General features: G+C 68.6%; 14 protein-coding genes. All 14 read left to right on the top strand.

Going from position 1 to position 14830, the window contains the following annotated elements:
* Positions 1–46: 46 nt before the first annotated feature.
* The 14 genes from EDF24_RS01560 (at position 47) to tuf (ending at position 14694) form a co-directional block, all read left to right on the top strand.
* Positions 47–1426 carry a prepilin-type N-terminal cleavage/methylation domain-containing protein gene (locus EDF24_RS01560; RefSeq protein WP_123700891.1) on the top strand — a complete coding sequence of 460 codons (1380 nt, stop codon included), beginning with the start codon at positions 47–49 and terminating at the stop codon, positions 1424–1426.
* Positions 1426–2130: a prepilin-type N-terminal cleavage/methylation domain-containing protein gene (locus EDF24_RS01555; protein WP_132047573.1), complete on the top strand. Its 705-nt coding sequence runs from the start codon at positions 1426–1428 to the stop codon at positions 2128–2130. Before EDF24_RS01560 ends, EDF24_RS01555 begins: the two co-directional genes overlap by 1 nt.
* Positions 2130–3968, top strand: a complete 1839-nt coding sequence (locus EDF24_RS01550) for a hypothetical protein (protein WP_123700889.1) — start codon at positions 2130–2132, stop codon at positions 3966–3968. The genes EDF24_RS01555 and EDF24_RS01550 overlap by 1 nt, the downstream gene beginning before the upstream one ends.
* Entirely contained in the window at positions 3965–4816 is an 852-nt protein-coding gene (locus EDF24_RS01545) for an A24 family peptidase (RefSeq protein ID WP_123700888.1), read from the top strand. The genes EDF24_RS01550 and EDF24_RS01545 overlap by 4 nt, the downstream gene beginning before the upstream one ends.
* A gap of 22 nt (positions 4817–4838) precedes the next feature.
* Positions 4839–5891 carry a type IV pilus assembly protein PilM gene (pilM, locus tag EDF24_RS01540; protein WP_123700887.1) on the top strand — a complete coding sequence of 351 codons (1053 nt, stop codon included), beginning with the start codon at positions 4839–4841 and terminating at the stop codon, positions 5889–5891.
* Positions 5888–6658, top strand: a complete 771-nt coding sequence (locus EDF24_RS01535; protein WP_123700886.1) for a hypothetical protein — start codon at positions 5888–5890, stop codon at positions 6656–6658. Before pilM ends, EDF24_RS01535 begins: the two co-directional genes overlap by 4 nt.
* A 5-nt stretch (positions 6659–6663) precedes the next feature.
* The gene (gene pilO / locus EDF24_RS01530; protein WP_123700885.1) at positions 6664–7398 is read left to right on the top strand and encodes a type 4a pilus biogenesis protein PilO; all 735 of its coding nucleotides are present in this window, start codon (positions 6664–6666) and stop codon (positions 7396–7398) included.
* A gap of 225 nt (positions 7399–7623) precedes the next feature.
* A complete protein-coding gene (locus EDF24_RS01525) occupies positions 7624–8154 on the top strand; it encodes a hypothetical protein (RefSeq protein WP_132047575.1) in 531 nt (176 codons plus the stop codon).
* A 71-nt stretch (positions 8155–8225) separates the two neighbouring features.
* Entirely contained in the window at positions 8226–8648 is a 423-nt protein-coding gene (locus EDF24_RS01520) for a DUF6121 family protein (RefSeq protein WP_123700883.1), read from the top strand.
* Positions 8649–8825: 177 nt separating this feature from the next.
* Entirely contained in the window at positions 8826–10007 is a 1182-nt protein-coding gene (locus EDF24_RS01510) for a hypothetical protein (protein WP_123700881.1), read from the top strand.
* A 293-nt stretch (positions 10008–10300) separates the two neighbouring features.
* Positions 10301–10669, top strand: a complete 369-nt coding sequence (rpsL, locus tag EDF24_RS01505) for a 30S ribosomal protein S12 (RefSeq protein ID WP_058728453.1) — start codon at positions 10301–10303, stop codon at positions 10667–10669.
* Between the two features lie 5 nt (positions 10670–10674).
* Positions 10675–11145, top strand: a complete 471-nt coding sequence (gene rpsG / locus EDF24_RS01500) for a 30S ribosomal protein S7 (protein ID WP_056121395.1) — start codon at positions 10675–10677, stop codon at positions 11143–11145.
* An 87-nt stretch (positions 11146–11232) separates the two neighbouring features.
* The gene (gene fusA / locus EDF24_RS01495) at positions 11233–13350 is read left to right on the top strand and encodes an elongation factor G (protein WP_123654832.1); all 2118 of its coding nucleotides are present in this window, start codon (positions 11233–11235) and stop codon (positions 13348–13350) included.
* Positions 13351–13506: 156 nt separating this feature from the next.
* Positions 13507–14694, top strand: a complete 1188-nt coding sequence (tuf, locus tag EDF24_RS01490) for an elongation factor Tu (RefSeq protein ID WP_123700880.1) — start codon at positions 13507–13509, stop codon at positions 14692–14694.
* Positions 14695–14830: the final 136 nt, after the last annotated feature.

The raw sequence follows: 14830 nt of genomic DNA, 5'->3' as shown, positions 1-14830 counted from the left end.
CACCACCCGGACACCCCCGCGTCAGAGAGGCAGAGAGGCAGAGAGCATGTTGCTGCGCATCGTCGACCGCCTCCGCGCGGCGCGTGAGAACGAGGACGGGTTCACGATCATCGAGGTCATGGTCGCGATGACCGTGTTCGCGATCATCGCTGCCGGCGTCGCTGCCGGGATCGTCTCCACGATGTACCTGACGCAGGACAACCGCTCCCGCGAAGCGGCACTCAACCTCGCGAACCAAGCGCTCGACGCGGCACGCAGCACCAAGGACGTCTTCACCCTCGACGACGACACGCGGACGCAGACCGTCGGGACCCAGGGGTACACGGTCAAGCGGACCACGAACTGGATCAACTCCGACGGCACGGACAACTCGTGCGGCGCCGGCTCCGGGGTCCTCTCCTACAAACGCGTCGCGATCACGGTCTCCTGGACGAGCGGCACCTCGCCCCGCCAGAAGAACGTCGTCCTCGACACCCTCATCTCCCCGCCGGCAGCCGTCTCGAGTGCGAGCGGCTCCACGATCGTGGTCGGAGTCCGGACGGCGAGCGGCGGCCCGAACGAGAACGTCGCCGTGAACATCACGCCGGTGTCCGGCGGCGCCACCAGCCTGGCAGCGCAGCCTGCCGCCACGGACGGCAACGGCTGCAGCTACGCCCTCGGCGTGACGCCGGGCACGTACAAGATCGCCATCAGCAAGAGCGGCAACGTCGACGAGTCCGGCGCCACGGCGCCGACGTACAACATCACGACCACCGCGGGCGGCATCGGCAACAAGTCCTTCCTCTACGACCAGGCGCTGAGCGTCAGCGTCGGTGCACCGCTCAACCTCACGCAGGGCACCGCGAAGCTCCCGACGTCGATGACGACGAGCTTCCGCCACGCGGACCGCGTCAGCACGATCTCGACGACGTCGACGACGCTCTTCCCGTACACGGACGGCTGGACGGCCGTCGCGGGCAGCTACACCAGCACGTGCAAGGACGTCGACCCGACCGAGTGGACGACCCCGGTGAACAACCTCGTGGTGTCCCCGAACATCTTCACGGACGTGAACGGTCAGCCCGGGGTCCTCCCGACCAGCGCGACGACGGCGACGGCTCGCGCCCCGATGGGGATCATCGACGTGAAGATGAGCGGGATCGACACCGTGCTCGTGGCGACGGTGAAGAACACCACCGCGGTCAGCGGCGGGGACCCCGGCTGCTCGCCGTCGACCACGTACTACTTCACCGGCCTCAAGTCCACTGCGGCGACGACGGTGGCGCTGCCGTACGGCACGTGGACGCTCCGCGGCACGACGGCCCTCGCCGGACTCCTCAGCTCCAACAACCCCGTGGTCGCGGCGAACCCGAACGTGACGAACGTGAACGTCTCGGTGAGCGGCAACGTCGTCACGCTGGACCCCCGGATCGTGAGCGGCTCGTGATGCGCGCGCTCCGGCGGCGGCTCGACGTCGCGCGGCGGGACGAGCGTGGGTTGACGCTCGTCGAGCTCCTCGTCGCGATGACGCTCTCGCTCATCGTGCTGACGGTCGCCGGGTCGTTCCTCATCTCGTCGCAGAAGGCATCGAACACGGCCAGTTCTGTCAGCACCAACACCCGTGTCGCGTCGAACGCGATGAACGAGATCGGCCGCATGCTCCGTGCGGCGACCGACAACCCGGTGCCGACGGGCGACGACTCGCAGTACGCGTTCCAGTACGCGAGCACGAACTCGGTGCGGTTCTTCGCGTACGTCAACCTCGACTCGACGCTGTCCCAGGCGGTCGAGGTCCAGCTGACGCTCGACCCCGTCGCGAAGACGATCACCGAGAAGAAGTGGGTCGGTACCGCCGTGTCCGGCAACAGCTCGTACTACTCCTTCCCGCTCAACAGCGGTGCGACGCTCTCCACCACGCCGACCTCGACGAGGACCCTCGCGTCCCCGGCGGTCAACAGCGCGATGTTCGTCTTCCGGGACGGGTCGAACGGCGTGCTCGGATCCCCGACGACACCGGTCGCGGCTGCGGATCTCCCGAACATCCGGTCGGTCGACGTGGCGGTCACGGTCGGGAAGAGCACCTCGGACGCCAGCGCAGTCACCCTGTCGAACACGACGAGCATGCCGAACATCGTGATGGGAGCCCCGTGATGATCCGTCTCCTCCGACGCCTCCGCGCCCGCGACGACGAGCGCGGGATCGCCCTGGTCGCCGTCGTGGGGATCGGCGCCGTCGTGATGCTCCTGGTGGCGACGATGGTCTCCGTCGCCACGAGCGGCGCGCGGGTCACGACGACCGACACGGCGTGGAACCGCGCGATCGCCGCGGCGTACGCGGGGGTCGCGGACTACCAGTCGCGGTTGAACGCCGACAACACCTACGGGCTCTACGGTCAGGCGAACGCGCCGTTCAGCCGGGCCTCCGGCAGCGTGTTCTCGAAGGGCACCGGGAGCAACACGGCCTTCAACTACCAGTCCGGTGCGGCCTGGGTGTCGGTCCCGGGTGCGGACGGCTCGGCGAGCGACGAGTCCTACCGGTACGCGGTCGACAACAGCAAGCTCTCCGCGCAGGGCGTCATCCGTCTGCAGGCCACCGGGCGCTCGGGATCGACCACGCGCACGGTGGTGGCGAACGTGCGACCGGACGGGTTCTCCAACTACCTGTACTTCACGAACTACGAAGCCGGCGACCCGACCGTCACCAACGAGAAGGGGACCGGCAGCAGCGCGTGCACGACCGCGTACCGGCCTGCCGCGACGTCGTCCACGTGTGACCAGATCCAGTTCGGCCCGAACGACGTGCTCGAGGGGCCGGTCCGCTCGAACGACCAGCTGAAGATCTGCGGTTCGCAGTTCAAGAGCACGGTGCAGAGCGTCTACAGCTGGACGAGCTCCGGGTGCGGGACGGCCGCGGCGCAGTTCGCGTCCAACCCGACGACCGTCTCGACGCTGACGCCGCCGTCGACGATCGGTGACCTCCGCGACTACATGCGCTACGACCTGACGGCCACGACGAGCACCGTCGAAGGAACCGGCTGCCTGTACACCGGGCCGACGAAGATCACGTTCAACGGTGACGGCACGATGACGGTGGTCTCACCGCTCACGGTGATGACGACGATCAAGGGCGCGAGTGCGGTCTCCGGGGCCACGATCACGGCCGGGCAGGCGTCCGCCAAGTGCGGCGGGATCGACGCGCTCCACAGCACGGCCGGGGCGACCGTGGCGATCCCGAAGAACAACATGATCTACGTGCAGAACGAGCCGGCGGCCCGCGCTGCCGGCACCACGGCGGACCCGAACCGCTGGGACGCGTCCACCTACAAGACGCAGGCCACGGCATGCGACTCGACGACCCGAGCCAACAGCTGGACGAACCTGACGTCGAACGGCGTCGGGTTCCCGCGGTCCACCGGGTCGCGGTCGACCTCGGAGGTCGAACCGACCGCGGGGAGCGGCACGAACATCGTGAACCTGTCGACGCCGTACGGCTGCGACCGCGGCGACGCCTTCGTGCAGGGCACCGTCGACAAGGCGGTGACGATCGCCGCGGAGAACTACGCCTACGTCACCGGCGACATCAAGTACCCGACGACCCGCTCCGCGTCGACGGTCCTCGGGCTCATCGGACAGCGCGCCGTCTGGGTGTGGAACCCGATCAACGCCGACGGCAGCACGATCCTCGCCGCGAACCGCGAGATCGACGCCGCGATCCTCTCGAACCAGGGAACCTTCGCCGTGCAGAACTGGGCGAGGGGCTCGACGAGCGGTCGTGGCACCTTGACCGTCAGCGGCTCGATCGCGCAGAACTTCCGCGGAGCCGTCGGGCTCGCGAGCGGTCAGGGCTACGACAAGGCCTACAAGTTCGACCCGAGCCTCGCGACCTACACCCCACCGAAGTTCCCGCAGCCGACCGTCACGACCTACCGGGTCGCGAACCAGGTCGAATCGAAGACGGCGTACGACGCGAACGGGGCGCCGATCGCATGACCGCTGCACTGCTGCCCCTGATCGTGATGATCGTCGGGCTGGGCGCCGTCCTCGGGCTGGCGATCGGTTCCTTCCTCAACGTCGTCGTGTACCGCGTGCCGGCCGGGATGTCGGTCGTCGCGCCGGCCTCGTCGTGCCCGCGGTGCGGGAACGCCATCCGCGGGTTCGACAACGTGCCGGTCCTGTCGTGGCTGCTGCTCCGCGGGCGGTGCCGGGACTGCTCCGAGCCGATCTCCGTCCGGTACCCGCTGGTGGAGATGGCGACCGCGGTCCTGTTCTTGGTGGTGGCGGTCCGGTTCCTCCCGACCGAGGCGACCGCAGCGTTCGACGCGCGGGCCTTCGCCGGGCACGCCGTCCTCCTCGTGGCGCTGCTCTACGTGATGGCGGTGAGTGTCGCGCTCGCCATGATCGACCTCGACACCCACACACTGCCGAACCGGATCGTGCTGCCGATGTACCCGGTCCTCGCGGTCCTGCTGGCAGGCAGCAGTGTCCTCACCGGAGACTGGGCAGCGTTCGTGCGCGGGCTCGGCGGCATGGCGGTGCTCGGCGGCGTCTACCTCCTGCTCGCGATCGCCGTGCCCCGCGGGATGGGTCTCGGTGACGTGAAGCTCGCCGGGGCGCTCGGGCTGGTGCTCGCGTACCTCGGATGGGGCCCCCTCGCAGTGGGTGCTTTCGCGGCGTTCCTGCTCGGCGGTACCTTCGGCATCGGCCTGGTGCTCGTGCGCCGCACGGGCCGCTCGACCGGGATCCCGTTCGGACCGTGGATGCTGCTCGGCGCGTGGATCGGTGCGTTCTGCGGCACCGCGATCTGGGACGCCTACCTCCGTCTCATCGGCTTGGCCTGACGGGCCTCGGAAGGAACACGACATGGCGAAGAACGTGGTCGGCATCGACATCGGCTCGGAAGCGATCCGCGCTGTCGAGGTCGCGGACGTCGACAAGGCGGTCCCGACGATCCTGCGGTTCGCCGAGGTCCCGATCCCGATCGACGCGACGAAGCACGGCGAGGTGCTCGAGGCGAACACCGTCGCGGGCGCGATCCGGTCGCTCTGGTCCGTCGGCAGGTTCCGGAGCAGGGACGTCGTCCTGGGCATGGGCAACCAGCGTGTGCTCTCCCGTGACCTCACCGTCCCCCGCGGTCCGCTGGCCCAGATCCGCGAGTCGCTGCCCTTCCTCGTGCAGGACATGCTCCCGGTGCCCGTGGGCGACGCGATCCTCGACTTCTACCCGACGTCCGAGGGCATCGGCGAGAACGGTCCCGTCGTGCACGGTCTCCTCGTCGCCGCCGTCAAGGACGCGGTGCTCGCCAACGTCCGCGCCGCGCAGCTCGCCGGGCTCAACCCGGTCGGTGTGGACCTGATCCCGTTCGCCCTGACGCGGATGCTCGCTCCGCGGGTCGCCGGTTCCGGCACGGTCGCCATCGTCGACTGCGGGGGGAACACGACCTCCGTCGTCATCGCGACCGACGGGGTCCCGAAGTTCGTCCGCATCATCCCCACCGGCGGTGACGACGTCACGAAGACGATCGCCGCCCGTCTCGAGATCGGCCTCCCCGAGGCCGAGGCGGTCAAGCGGCACTTCGGCCTGTCCGGGCAGCCGCGCACGCCGGACGACCTCCGTGCGGTGGCGGCGACGCGCGAGTCCGTCGGCGAGCTCCTCCAGAGCATCCGCAACACCGTGAACTACTTCGCGAACACCCGCGCAGACGAGCCGGTCCAGAGCATCGTCCTCGTCGGTGGGGGTTCCGTGCTCCCCGGCCTCCGGGAGGGGCTCGGGGACTTCTCCGGACTCCCCGTGGCGATCGGCAACCCCTTCGTGTCCGCACGAGCCGGGCGAGGCATCTCGCCAGAAGTCCTTCGTGAGCGAGGCCCGGCGATCTCCGTCGCCTGGAGCCTCGCGGTCGGGAGCCGAGCAGCATGACCGAGATCATCGACGCACCGTCGGTCGACGGAGCAACCGCCCCGCGCAAGCGGCTCGGCCGGAAGAGCACGCCGACCGAGAAGGCAACGCGGGAGACCACGAAGCGTCCGCGGCGGGGCACCGTTCCCTTCGTCGTCGGAGGCACTCCCCGGGTCGACCTCCTCCCGAGTGAGGTGCACGTGCACCGGCGTCAGCGAGCGTCGGTCCGGCGTGCCTGGGCCGGCGTCGTCGTCGTCGCCCTGGCGGTCGGGATCGGCGCGGGATCGGCAGCGCTGACGCGGATGTCCGCGGAGGACGACCTGACTGCCGCCCAGGCGGAGACCTCCACGCTCCTCCAGCAGCAGCTGCAGTACAAGGACGTCCGCACCACGGAGCGCGACTCGACGCTCCTCGAAGCCTCGCAACAGGTCGGCGGTGCGACCGAGATCGACTGGTCCGCGACGCTGCAGTCCGTGCAGGGCAAGCTCCCGGCCGGTGTGCAGATCGTCGGGGTCGCGATCGACTCCGCGTCGGCGACCGAGGCGTACGCGCAGTCCGACGACCCGCTGCAGGGGCAGCGCATCGCCACGCTCACGATCGACGCGACGAGCACGACGCTCCCGTCGGTGCCCGACTGGCTGACGGCACTCCGCGGCGTGACGGGGTTCGTCGATGCATCTGCCAACTCCGTGACCCGCGACGACACGTCCAGCGGCTACACGGTGAACATGACCATCCACCTCGATGAGAAGGCGTACGACGACCGTTACGCCGCGAAGAAGGGCTGAGCGCGATGTCCCGGAACCGACTGAGCCTCCTGCTCGCCTTCGTGGCCATGGCCGTCGTCGCCGTCGGCGGCTTCTTCCTCGCCGTCCAGCCGCAGCTCGCACAGGCGTCGACCGCGCACGACCAGCGCGCCACCGTCGAGCAGAGCAACGCATCGAGCCAGCACGAACTCGACCGTCTGCGGAAGCAGGCCGAGCAGCTCCCTGCCATGCAGAAGCGCCTCGCCCAGCTGTCGGCGTCCGTCCCGGACTCCGCCGGGATCTCGGCGTTCATCGACCAGATCGACGCCGTCGCGACGGCCTCCGGCATGCAGGTGTCGTCCTACACGACGAGCGACGCCACGGCCTACGCGCCCGCCGCCTCGGCGGCAGAGACGAGCGGCACGTCCGCGGGCGACACCGCGACGAGCTCGGCGACGGCCACCGCGACCCCGACGGCGCCGGCGGCCCCCACCTCGCCGACGGTCACCACGAACGCCGCGATCACGGGAACGGACTTCTCCGTGGTGCCGGTGACCGTGGCCGTGGACGGGACCTTCGACCAGGCGCTGTCCTTCGTCAAGGGCATGCAGACGGGGAGCCGTCTCTTCCTCATCACCACCATCTCCTCGGCCGAGAAGAGCGGCGACGACGGCTCGACCTCCGCGCAGTCCACCTGGACCTTCGGCGGCTCGATCTACGTGCTGGACCGGAGCGCCGGAACCGCCGCGTCGACCCCCGCCGCCACCCCCACGAACGGCTGACCGGACCCCTCCAGGAAACCCCCGCCAACTGGGGGAACCGGCGCCACGCCGAGCCCTCTTCCGCAACGCCTGTCGGTGTGCCTACGATGCTCCCGATGCCGCGTTCTGCGGCTCGTCACACCCTCTCGAACGGCCGGCTCGAATCGGCCGTTCCTCGTCGTGCCGGAGTCGCGCGTGTTGTCTGGAATCGTGGAATTCCTCGGCTGGTTCGGAGCCGTAACCGTCTTGGCTGGTTACATACTCTTCTCGACGGGCAAGCTGCCGAACGGCCCCGTCTACCAACTCTTCAACCTCGTCGGAGGAGTCGCCGTCGCGGTGAACGTCGCCGCGCACCACGCGATCCCCTCGACCATCGTGAACGGCATCTGGGCGATCGTCGCAGTGGTCGTGCTGGTCCGCATGGCGCGGGCGCGCGCGACCTCGAAGCGTGACGGCGTCGTGACGCACCAGGAGCTCAGCACGGAGCCGCCGGCCACGACCGCGGTGCTGCCCGTGATCGGTCCCGCCGTCCGCCAGCACGAGCCGGGCGCGACCGACGCCGCGGACGCCACCCCGAGCCTCCAGACCGAGCCGGAACCAGCCGCCCCGATGACCGAGAGCGTCCCCGTCATCACGGCCGCGATCGCCCTCGCGCTCGTGAGCGCGGCGCAGGAGCAGCAGCGCGAGCAGCGCGCCCGTCGCGACGAGCAGCTCGATCGCGACGAGCAGCTCGATCGCGACGAGCAACTCGATCGCGACCAGCAGCCCGTCACCTGACCCGCGGCCCCAGCGCGGAACCACCGCCGCACGAGCCACGCCGCACCCGCCACCGGCGATACGATCGCTCCATGTCCCGATGGCTCGTGGCGACGATGACGTCAGTCCTCTTCATCGCCCTCGTGATCGCCGTGACGGGGTTCGAAGCGCTCCTCGCCAACGTCGAGGTGATCTCCCAGACCGATGCGACCCCCTACCTCGGCCCGGCCATGGTCCTCGGGGGAGCGGTCGTCGTCTTCGTCGCGACCGCCCTCGGGATCCCGGAGGGCAACCCCGGTGTGACCGGACTGGTGGCGGCCGCGACCTCCTACCTGGTGATGCTCGGCGTCGGCGCGGTCGGCTACACGCTGATCCGCCAGGACGTCACGGAGCTCCTGGTCTTCCCCGCCGGCTACGCGCTCGGCCCGTTCGTCGTCGGCTCGGTGGTGGTGGCGCTCGTGTCCGTGGTCGGCGGGATCGCCCTGGCACGGCACCAGCCGGAGCAGCCGCAGTGACGGCACCAGCCGGAGCAGCAGCAGTGACGGCACCAGCCGGAGCAGCCGCAGTGACGGCACCAGCCGGAGCAGCCGCAATGACGGCACCAGCCGAAGCAGACCCGGAGACCGGCGGGCCACGCCGGTAGGCTCGATGCTGCCGGATGACCGACCCGGCAGCGATGCAACGGGGGGACCATGACCGACCAGCCGACGACGCCGGGAGCGCCGCAGCACCAGCCGGACCAGCAGCCGGACGGCTGGGGTGCCGTCCCGCTCGTCGCCGACATCACCGGCACGGCCGAAGCGCCCCAGCCCGGCCGCACCGCCCAGCCGGCTGTCCCGCCGCGCCCCCGTCGCCGGCTCCGCCGCGGCCAGTTCATCGGCCTGGTCGCCGGTGGGACCGCCGTGGTGCTCCTGGCCGTCGCCGGCATCGTCGGCTACTCGGTGGGCTCGAGCACGCACTCGCCCGACCGCCCCGTCCAGGCCTTCCTCGACGACCTGACGGCCGGCAAGGTGGACGCCGCGCTGCAGGACGCCGGGGTGGAACACGGCAAGTCGGACGTGCTGCTGACGGACGCCGCCTACGCCAAGGCGACGGGTCGGGTCACGTCGTACCGGATCACCGCGACGCAGACGGACGGCGACACCGCGAAGGTCGGTGCGTACCTGACGCAGGGTGGCAAGCAGGTCGCGACGACGTTCACGCTCGACAAGACCGGAACGGACTGGGGCGTGTTCCCGAAGTGGGAGCTGCAGGCACCGGACCTCGCGACCGTCGACGTCACCGTGCAGGGGCCGGCGAAGACCGCGGTCGACGTCGCCGGCGCATCGGCGACCACGAACTCGTCGGGTGCGGTCTCGCTGCGGGCACTGCCCGGCACGTACGACGTGGCGGTGGACGGCGGCAAGTGGTTCTCCGCGGACGCCACGACGGCCGAGGTCACGGGCTTCGGCAGTGCGGCCGCACAGCCGGTCACCCTGACGACGACCCTGACGGACGACGGAACAAGTGCCGCGACGAAGGCGGTGGACGCCTGGGTCGACGCCTGCATCGCGTCCACCTCGACCACGCCGGACGGCTGCAGCTTCTACGCCTACGGCGAGAACCCGGCGAACACCTACACGAACCAGAAGTGGACGCTCGACTCCCGCCCGACGGTGAAGGTGTCGGGATGGCTGTCGAAGGGGTGGATGGTCTCGACGTCGTCGTACGGTTCGGCCACGTTCACGGCGGACTTCACCGGCCCGTCCGGCACCGGGACGGCGAAGGCCGGCCCGATCAACGTCAACGCGAGCGGCTACATCACCGGCTTCTCGGACAGCGGCGCGACGTTCGTCTCGGCGATCGGCAACGGCTCGACGGAGTCCGGTTCCTGACACCGGGGCACGCCCGGCGGGGGTCGTCTCGGACCCCGGCCTGGAGGCTCGACACCCCTCCCGCACGACCGCCCGCCCGGCGGGGTGGCCGGGATTGATTTCGCACGGTGACGCGGGTAGTCTCTCTTGGGTGTGCGCCCTCGGGCGCGCCTGAAAGTCCGGCGGGTCTGAGACCACGCCCGGACTGTCCGCCCCCAATCCACGGCCCGCCCTCATCGGCGGCCGTCTGCGTGGGCGAGGATGCCGACGGACCGCGTCGGACAGAGAACACGAGCGAAGAACCAGGAGAACAGTTGCCTACTATTCAGCAGCTGGTTCGCAAGGGTCGTACGCCCAAGGTCGTCAAGACCAAGGCGCCGGCACTCAAGGCGAACCCCCAGCAGCGTGGTGTGTGCACCCGCGTCTACACCACCACCCCGAAGAAGCCGAACTCGGCACTGCGCAAGGTCGCTCGTGTCAAGCTCTCGAACGGCACCGAGGTCACGGCCTACATCCCCGGTGAGGGTCACAACCTCCAGGAGCACTCGATGGTGCTCGTGCGCGGCGGTCGTGTGAAGGACCTCCCCGGTGTGCGGTACAAGATCATCCGTGGCGCCCTCGACACGCAGGCCGTCAAGAACCGTAAGCAGGCGCGTAGCCGCTACGGCGCGAAGAAGGGTTGAGTTAGATGCCTCGTAAGGGACCGGCCCCCAAGCGCCCGGTCGTCGCAGACCCCGTCTACGGCGCCCCGATCGTCAGCCAGCTCGTCAACAAGATCCTCCTGGACGGCAAGAAGGGTCTCGCCGAGCGCATCGTCTACGACGCACTCGAAGGCGTGACCGCCAAGAACCAGCAGGATGCCGTCGTCACGCTCAAGAAGGCGCTCGACAACGTCCGACCGACCCTCGAGGTCCGCAGCCGCCGCGTCGGTGGCTCGACCTACCAGGTCCCGGTCGAGGTCAAGCCGCACCGTGCGAACACGCTGGCCCTGCGCTGGCTGACCTCGTACGCCAAGGCTCGTCGCGAGAAGACGATGACCGAGCGCCTCATGAACGAGATCCTGGACGCGTCCAACGGTCTCGGCGCCGCTGTCAAGCGTCGTGAAGACACCCACAAGATGGCCGAGTCGAACAAGGCCTTCGCGCACTACCGCTGGTAGTCACCGGCATCGTCCGGGCGCCGGCGGTCAAGAACCCCGGCGCCCTGACGGACGCCATCTCTCCTACAACTCTTCCGGAGGAACCCTGTGGCACAGGACGTGCTCACCGACCTGAACAAGGTCCGCAACATCGGCATCATGGCGCACATCGATGCTGGCAAGACCACGACGACCGAGCGCATCCTGTTCTACACGGGCATCACGCACAAGATCGGTGAGGTCCACGACGGCGCAGCCACGATGGACTGGATGGCGCAGGAGCAGGAACGCGGCATCACGATCACGTCGGCCGCGACGACCTGCTTCTGGGACAACAACCAGATCAACATCATCGACACCCCGGGTCACGTGGACTTCACGGTCGAGGTGGAGCGTTCGCTCCGCGTCCTCGACGGTGCGGTCGCCGTGTTCGACGGGAAAGAGGGCGTCGAGCCCCAGTCGGAGACCGTGTGGCGTCAGGCGGACAAGTACAACGTCCCGCGCATCTGCTTCGTCAACAAGATGGACAAGCTCGGCGCGGACTTCTACTTCACCGTCGACACGATCGTGAAGCGCCTCGGCGCCGAGCCCCTCGTGCTGCAGCTCCCGATCGGTGCGGAGTCCTCCTTCGAGGGCGTCGTCGACCTGGTCGAGATGCGTGCACTCACCTGGCGCGGCGACGCGAAGGGTGACGTCCAGATGGGCGCGAAGTACGAGATCGAGGAGATCCCCGCGGATCTCGTCGACCGTGCCGCCGAGTACCGCGAGAAGCTCATCGAGCGCGTGGCCGAGGCGAACGACGAGCTCATGGAGCGCTACCTCGAGGGCGACACCGACTTCTCGGTCGCCGAGATCAAGGCCGCGATCCGTTCGCTCACCGTCAACTCCGAGCTCTACCCGGTCCTCTGCGGTTCTGCGTTCAAGAACCGTGGTGTCCAGCCGATGCTCGACGCGGTCATCGACTACCTGCCGTCGCCGCTCGACGTCCCGCCGATGATCGGCCACGACGTCAAGGACGAGGAGAAGGAGATCATCCGCAAGCCGGATGCCTCCGAGCCCTTCTCGGCGCTCGCGTTCAAGGTCGCGGTGCACCCGTTCTTCGGTCGCCTCACCTACGTCCGCGTGTACTCCGGTCACATCGAGTCCGGTGCACAGGTCATCAACTCGACCAAGGGCAAGAAGGAGCGCATCGGCAAGATCTTCCAGATGCACTCCAACAAGGAGAACCCGGTCGACGCCGTCACCGCTGGTCACATCTACGCGGTCATCGGCCTCAAGGACACGACCACCGGCGACACGCTCTGCGACCCGCAGGACCAGGTCGTCCTCGAGTCGATGACCTTCCCGGAGCCCGTCATCGAGGTCGCGATCGAGCCGAAGACGAAGGCTGACCAGGAGAAGCTCTCCACGGCCATCCAGAAGCTCGCCGAAGAGGACCCGACGTTCCGCGTCGAGCTCAACGCCGAGACCGGTCAGACCACGATCAAGGGCATGGGCGAGCTCCACCTCGACATCCTGGTCGACCGCATGAAGCGTGAGTTCAAGGTCGAGGCCAACGTCGGCAAGCCGCAGGTGGCCTACCGCGAGACCCTGACCAAGGTCGTCGAGCGCTACGACTACACCCACAAGAAGCAGACCGGTGGTTCCGGTCAGTTCGCGAAGGTGCAGATCGCGCTCGAGCCGATGGAGGTCACCTCCGAGAAGGTCTACGAGTTCGTGAACGCCGTCACCGGTGGTCGCGTGCCCCGTGAGTACATCCCGTCGGTGGACGCCGGTATCCAGGACGCCATGCAGGTCGGCATCCTGGCCGGGTACCCGACGGTGGGCGTGAAGGCGACCCTCAAGGACGGCGCGGCGCACGACGTCGACTCGTCCGAGATGGCGTTCAAGATCGCCGGCTCGATCGCGTACAAGGAAGCGGCCCGCAAGGCCGGTCCGGTCATCCTCGAGCCGATCATGGCCGTCGAGGTCCGCACGCCCGAGGAGTACATGGGCGACGTGATCGGTGACCTCAGCTCCCGTCGTGGCAACATCGCTGCGATGGAGGACGCCTCGGGCGTCAAGGTGGTCCGCGCGAGCGTGCCGCTGTCCGAGATGTTCGGCTACGTCGGGGACCTTCGTTCGAAGACCTCCGGTCGTGCCGTCTACTCGATGACCTTCGAGACCTACAACCAGGTCCCGTCGAACGTCGCCGAGGAGATCGTCGCGAAGGCCAAGGGCGAATAACGCTTCCGAGCGTGTTCTCCACAGGCGGGGGAGCCCGGCGACGGGCCCCTCGCCACCAAGTAAAGTAAAGACACACACACCGCGGACCAACGGTGCAGCACCCCGGATCGGGATGCTCCCGGTGGTGTCGCATCCGAGTCCTGAGGAGGACCCACAGTGGCCAAGGCCAAGTTCGAGCGCACCAAGCCGCACGTCAACATCGGAACCATCGGTCACGTCGACCACGGCAAGACCACGCTCACGGCGGCGATCACCAAGGTTCTGCACGACCAGTACCCGGACCTCAACGAGGCCCGTGACTTCGCTCAGATCGACAACGCCCCCGAAGAGCGCCAGCGCGGCATCACGATCAACATCTCGCACGTCGAGTACCAGACGGAGAAGCGCCACTACGCGCACGTCGACGCTCCTGGTCACGCCGACTACGTGAAGAACATGATCACCGGTGCGGCCCAGATGGACGGCGCGATCCTCGTGGTCGCCGCCACCGACGGTCCCATGCCCCAGACGCGTGAGCACGTGCTGCTCGCCCGCCAGGTCGGCGTGCCGTACATCGTCGTCGCACTGAACAAGTCCGACATGGTGGACGACGAGGAGATCCTGGAGCTCGTCGAGCTCGAGGTCCGTGAGCTCCTCGGCTCGCAGGAGTTCGACGAGGACGCCCCCGTCGTGCAGGTCTCGGCGCTCAAGGCGCTCGAGGGCGACGAGAAGTGGGTCAAGTCCGTCCAGGACCTCATGGCCCAGGTCGACGAGTTCGTGCCGGACCCCGTGCGTGCCACGGACCAGCCCTTCCTCATGCCGATCGAGGACGTCTTCACGATCACCGGTCGTGGCACCGTCGTCACCGGTCGCGTCGAGCGCGGCGAGCTGGACCTCAACTCCGAGGTCGAGATCGTCGGCATCAAGCCGACCCAGAAGACCACGGTCACGGGCATCGAGATGTTCCGCAAGCTGCTCGACAAGGCAGTCGCGGGTGACAACACCGGTCTGCTCATCCGTGGCCTCAAGCGTGAGGACGTGGAGCGCGGTCAGGTCGTCGTGAAGCCGGGTTCGGTCACGCCGCACACCGAGTTCAAGGCGAACGCGTACATCCTGAACAAGGAAGAGGGCGGCCGTCACAACCCGTTCTACGCGAACTACCGCCCGCAGTTCTACTTCCGCACCACGGACGTCACCGGCGTCATCACGCTGCCCGAGGGCACCGAGATGGTCATGCCCGGCGACACCGTTTCGATGACGGTCGAGCTGATCCAGCCGATCGCCATGGAAGAGGGCCTGCGTTTCGCCATCCGTGAGGGTGGCCGCACGGTCGGCGCCGGCACCGTCGAGTCGATCATCAAGTAACTTCCGTTACCTGCGCGAGCGGGGTCGGGCCTTCGGGCCCGGCCCCGCTTTCGTGTTGGTGTCGTCATCGGGGCCGTCACCGGTGCCGTCGGTGCCATGGTGGACACGCGATGTACCCCACTCTGGGTGCATCGAC

The organism is Curtobacterium sp. PhB130, assembly GCF_003755165.1.
Classification (GTDB): Bacteria; Actinomycetota; Actinomycetes; order Actinomycetales; family Microbacteriaceae; genus Curtobacterium.
This window is presented reverse-complemented; position numbering and strand designations above follow the sequence as displayed.

Bases quoted from the DNA above. Each gene is read 5' to 3' on its own strand.
- EDF24_RS01560 (WP_123700891.1), top strand. From the start codon at position 47: ATGTTGCTGCGCATCGTCGACCGCCTCCGCGCGGCGCGTGAGAACGAG.
- EDF24_RS01555 (WP_132047573.1), top strand. From the start codon at position 1,426: ATGCGCGCGCTCCGGCGGCGGCTCGACGTCGCGCGGCGGGACGAGCGT.
- EDF24_RS01550 (WP_123700889.1), top strand. From the start codon at position 2,130: ATGATCCGTCTCCTCCGACGCCTCCGCGCCCGCGACGACGAGCGCGGG.
- EDF24_RS01545 (WP_123700888.1), top strand. From the start codon at position 3,965: ATGACCGCTGCACTGCTGCCCCTGATCGTGATGATCGTCGGGCTGGGC.
- pilM (WP_123700887.1), top strand. From the start codon at position 4,839: ATGGCGAAGAACGTGGTCGGCATCGACATCGGCTCGGAAGCGATCCGC.
- EDF24_RS01535 (WP_123700886.1), top strand. From the start codon at position 5,888: ATGACCGAGATCATCGACGCACCGTCGGTCGACGGAGCAACCGCCCCG.
- pilO (WP_123700885.1), top strand. From the start codon at position 6,664: ATGTCCCGGAACCGACTGAGCCTCCTGCTCGCCTTCGTGGCCATGGCC.
- EDF24_RS01520 (WP_123700883.1), top strand. From the start codon at position 8,226: ATGTCCCGATGGCTCGTGGCGACGATGACGTCAGTCCTCTTCATCGCC.
- EDF24_RS01510 (WP_123700881.1), top strand. From the start codon at position 8,826: ATGACCGACCAGCCGACGACGCCGGGAGCGCCGCAGCACCAGCCGGAC.
- rpsG (WP_056121395.1), top strand. From the start codon at position 10,675: ATGCCTCGTAAGGGACCGGCCCCCAAGCGCCCGGTCGTCGCAGACCCC.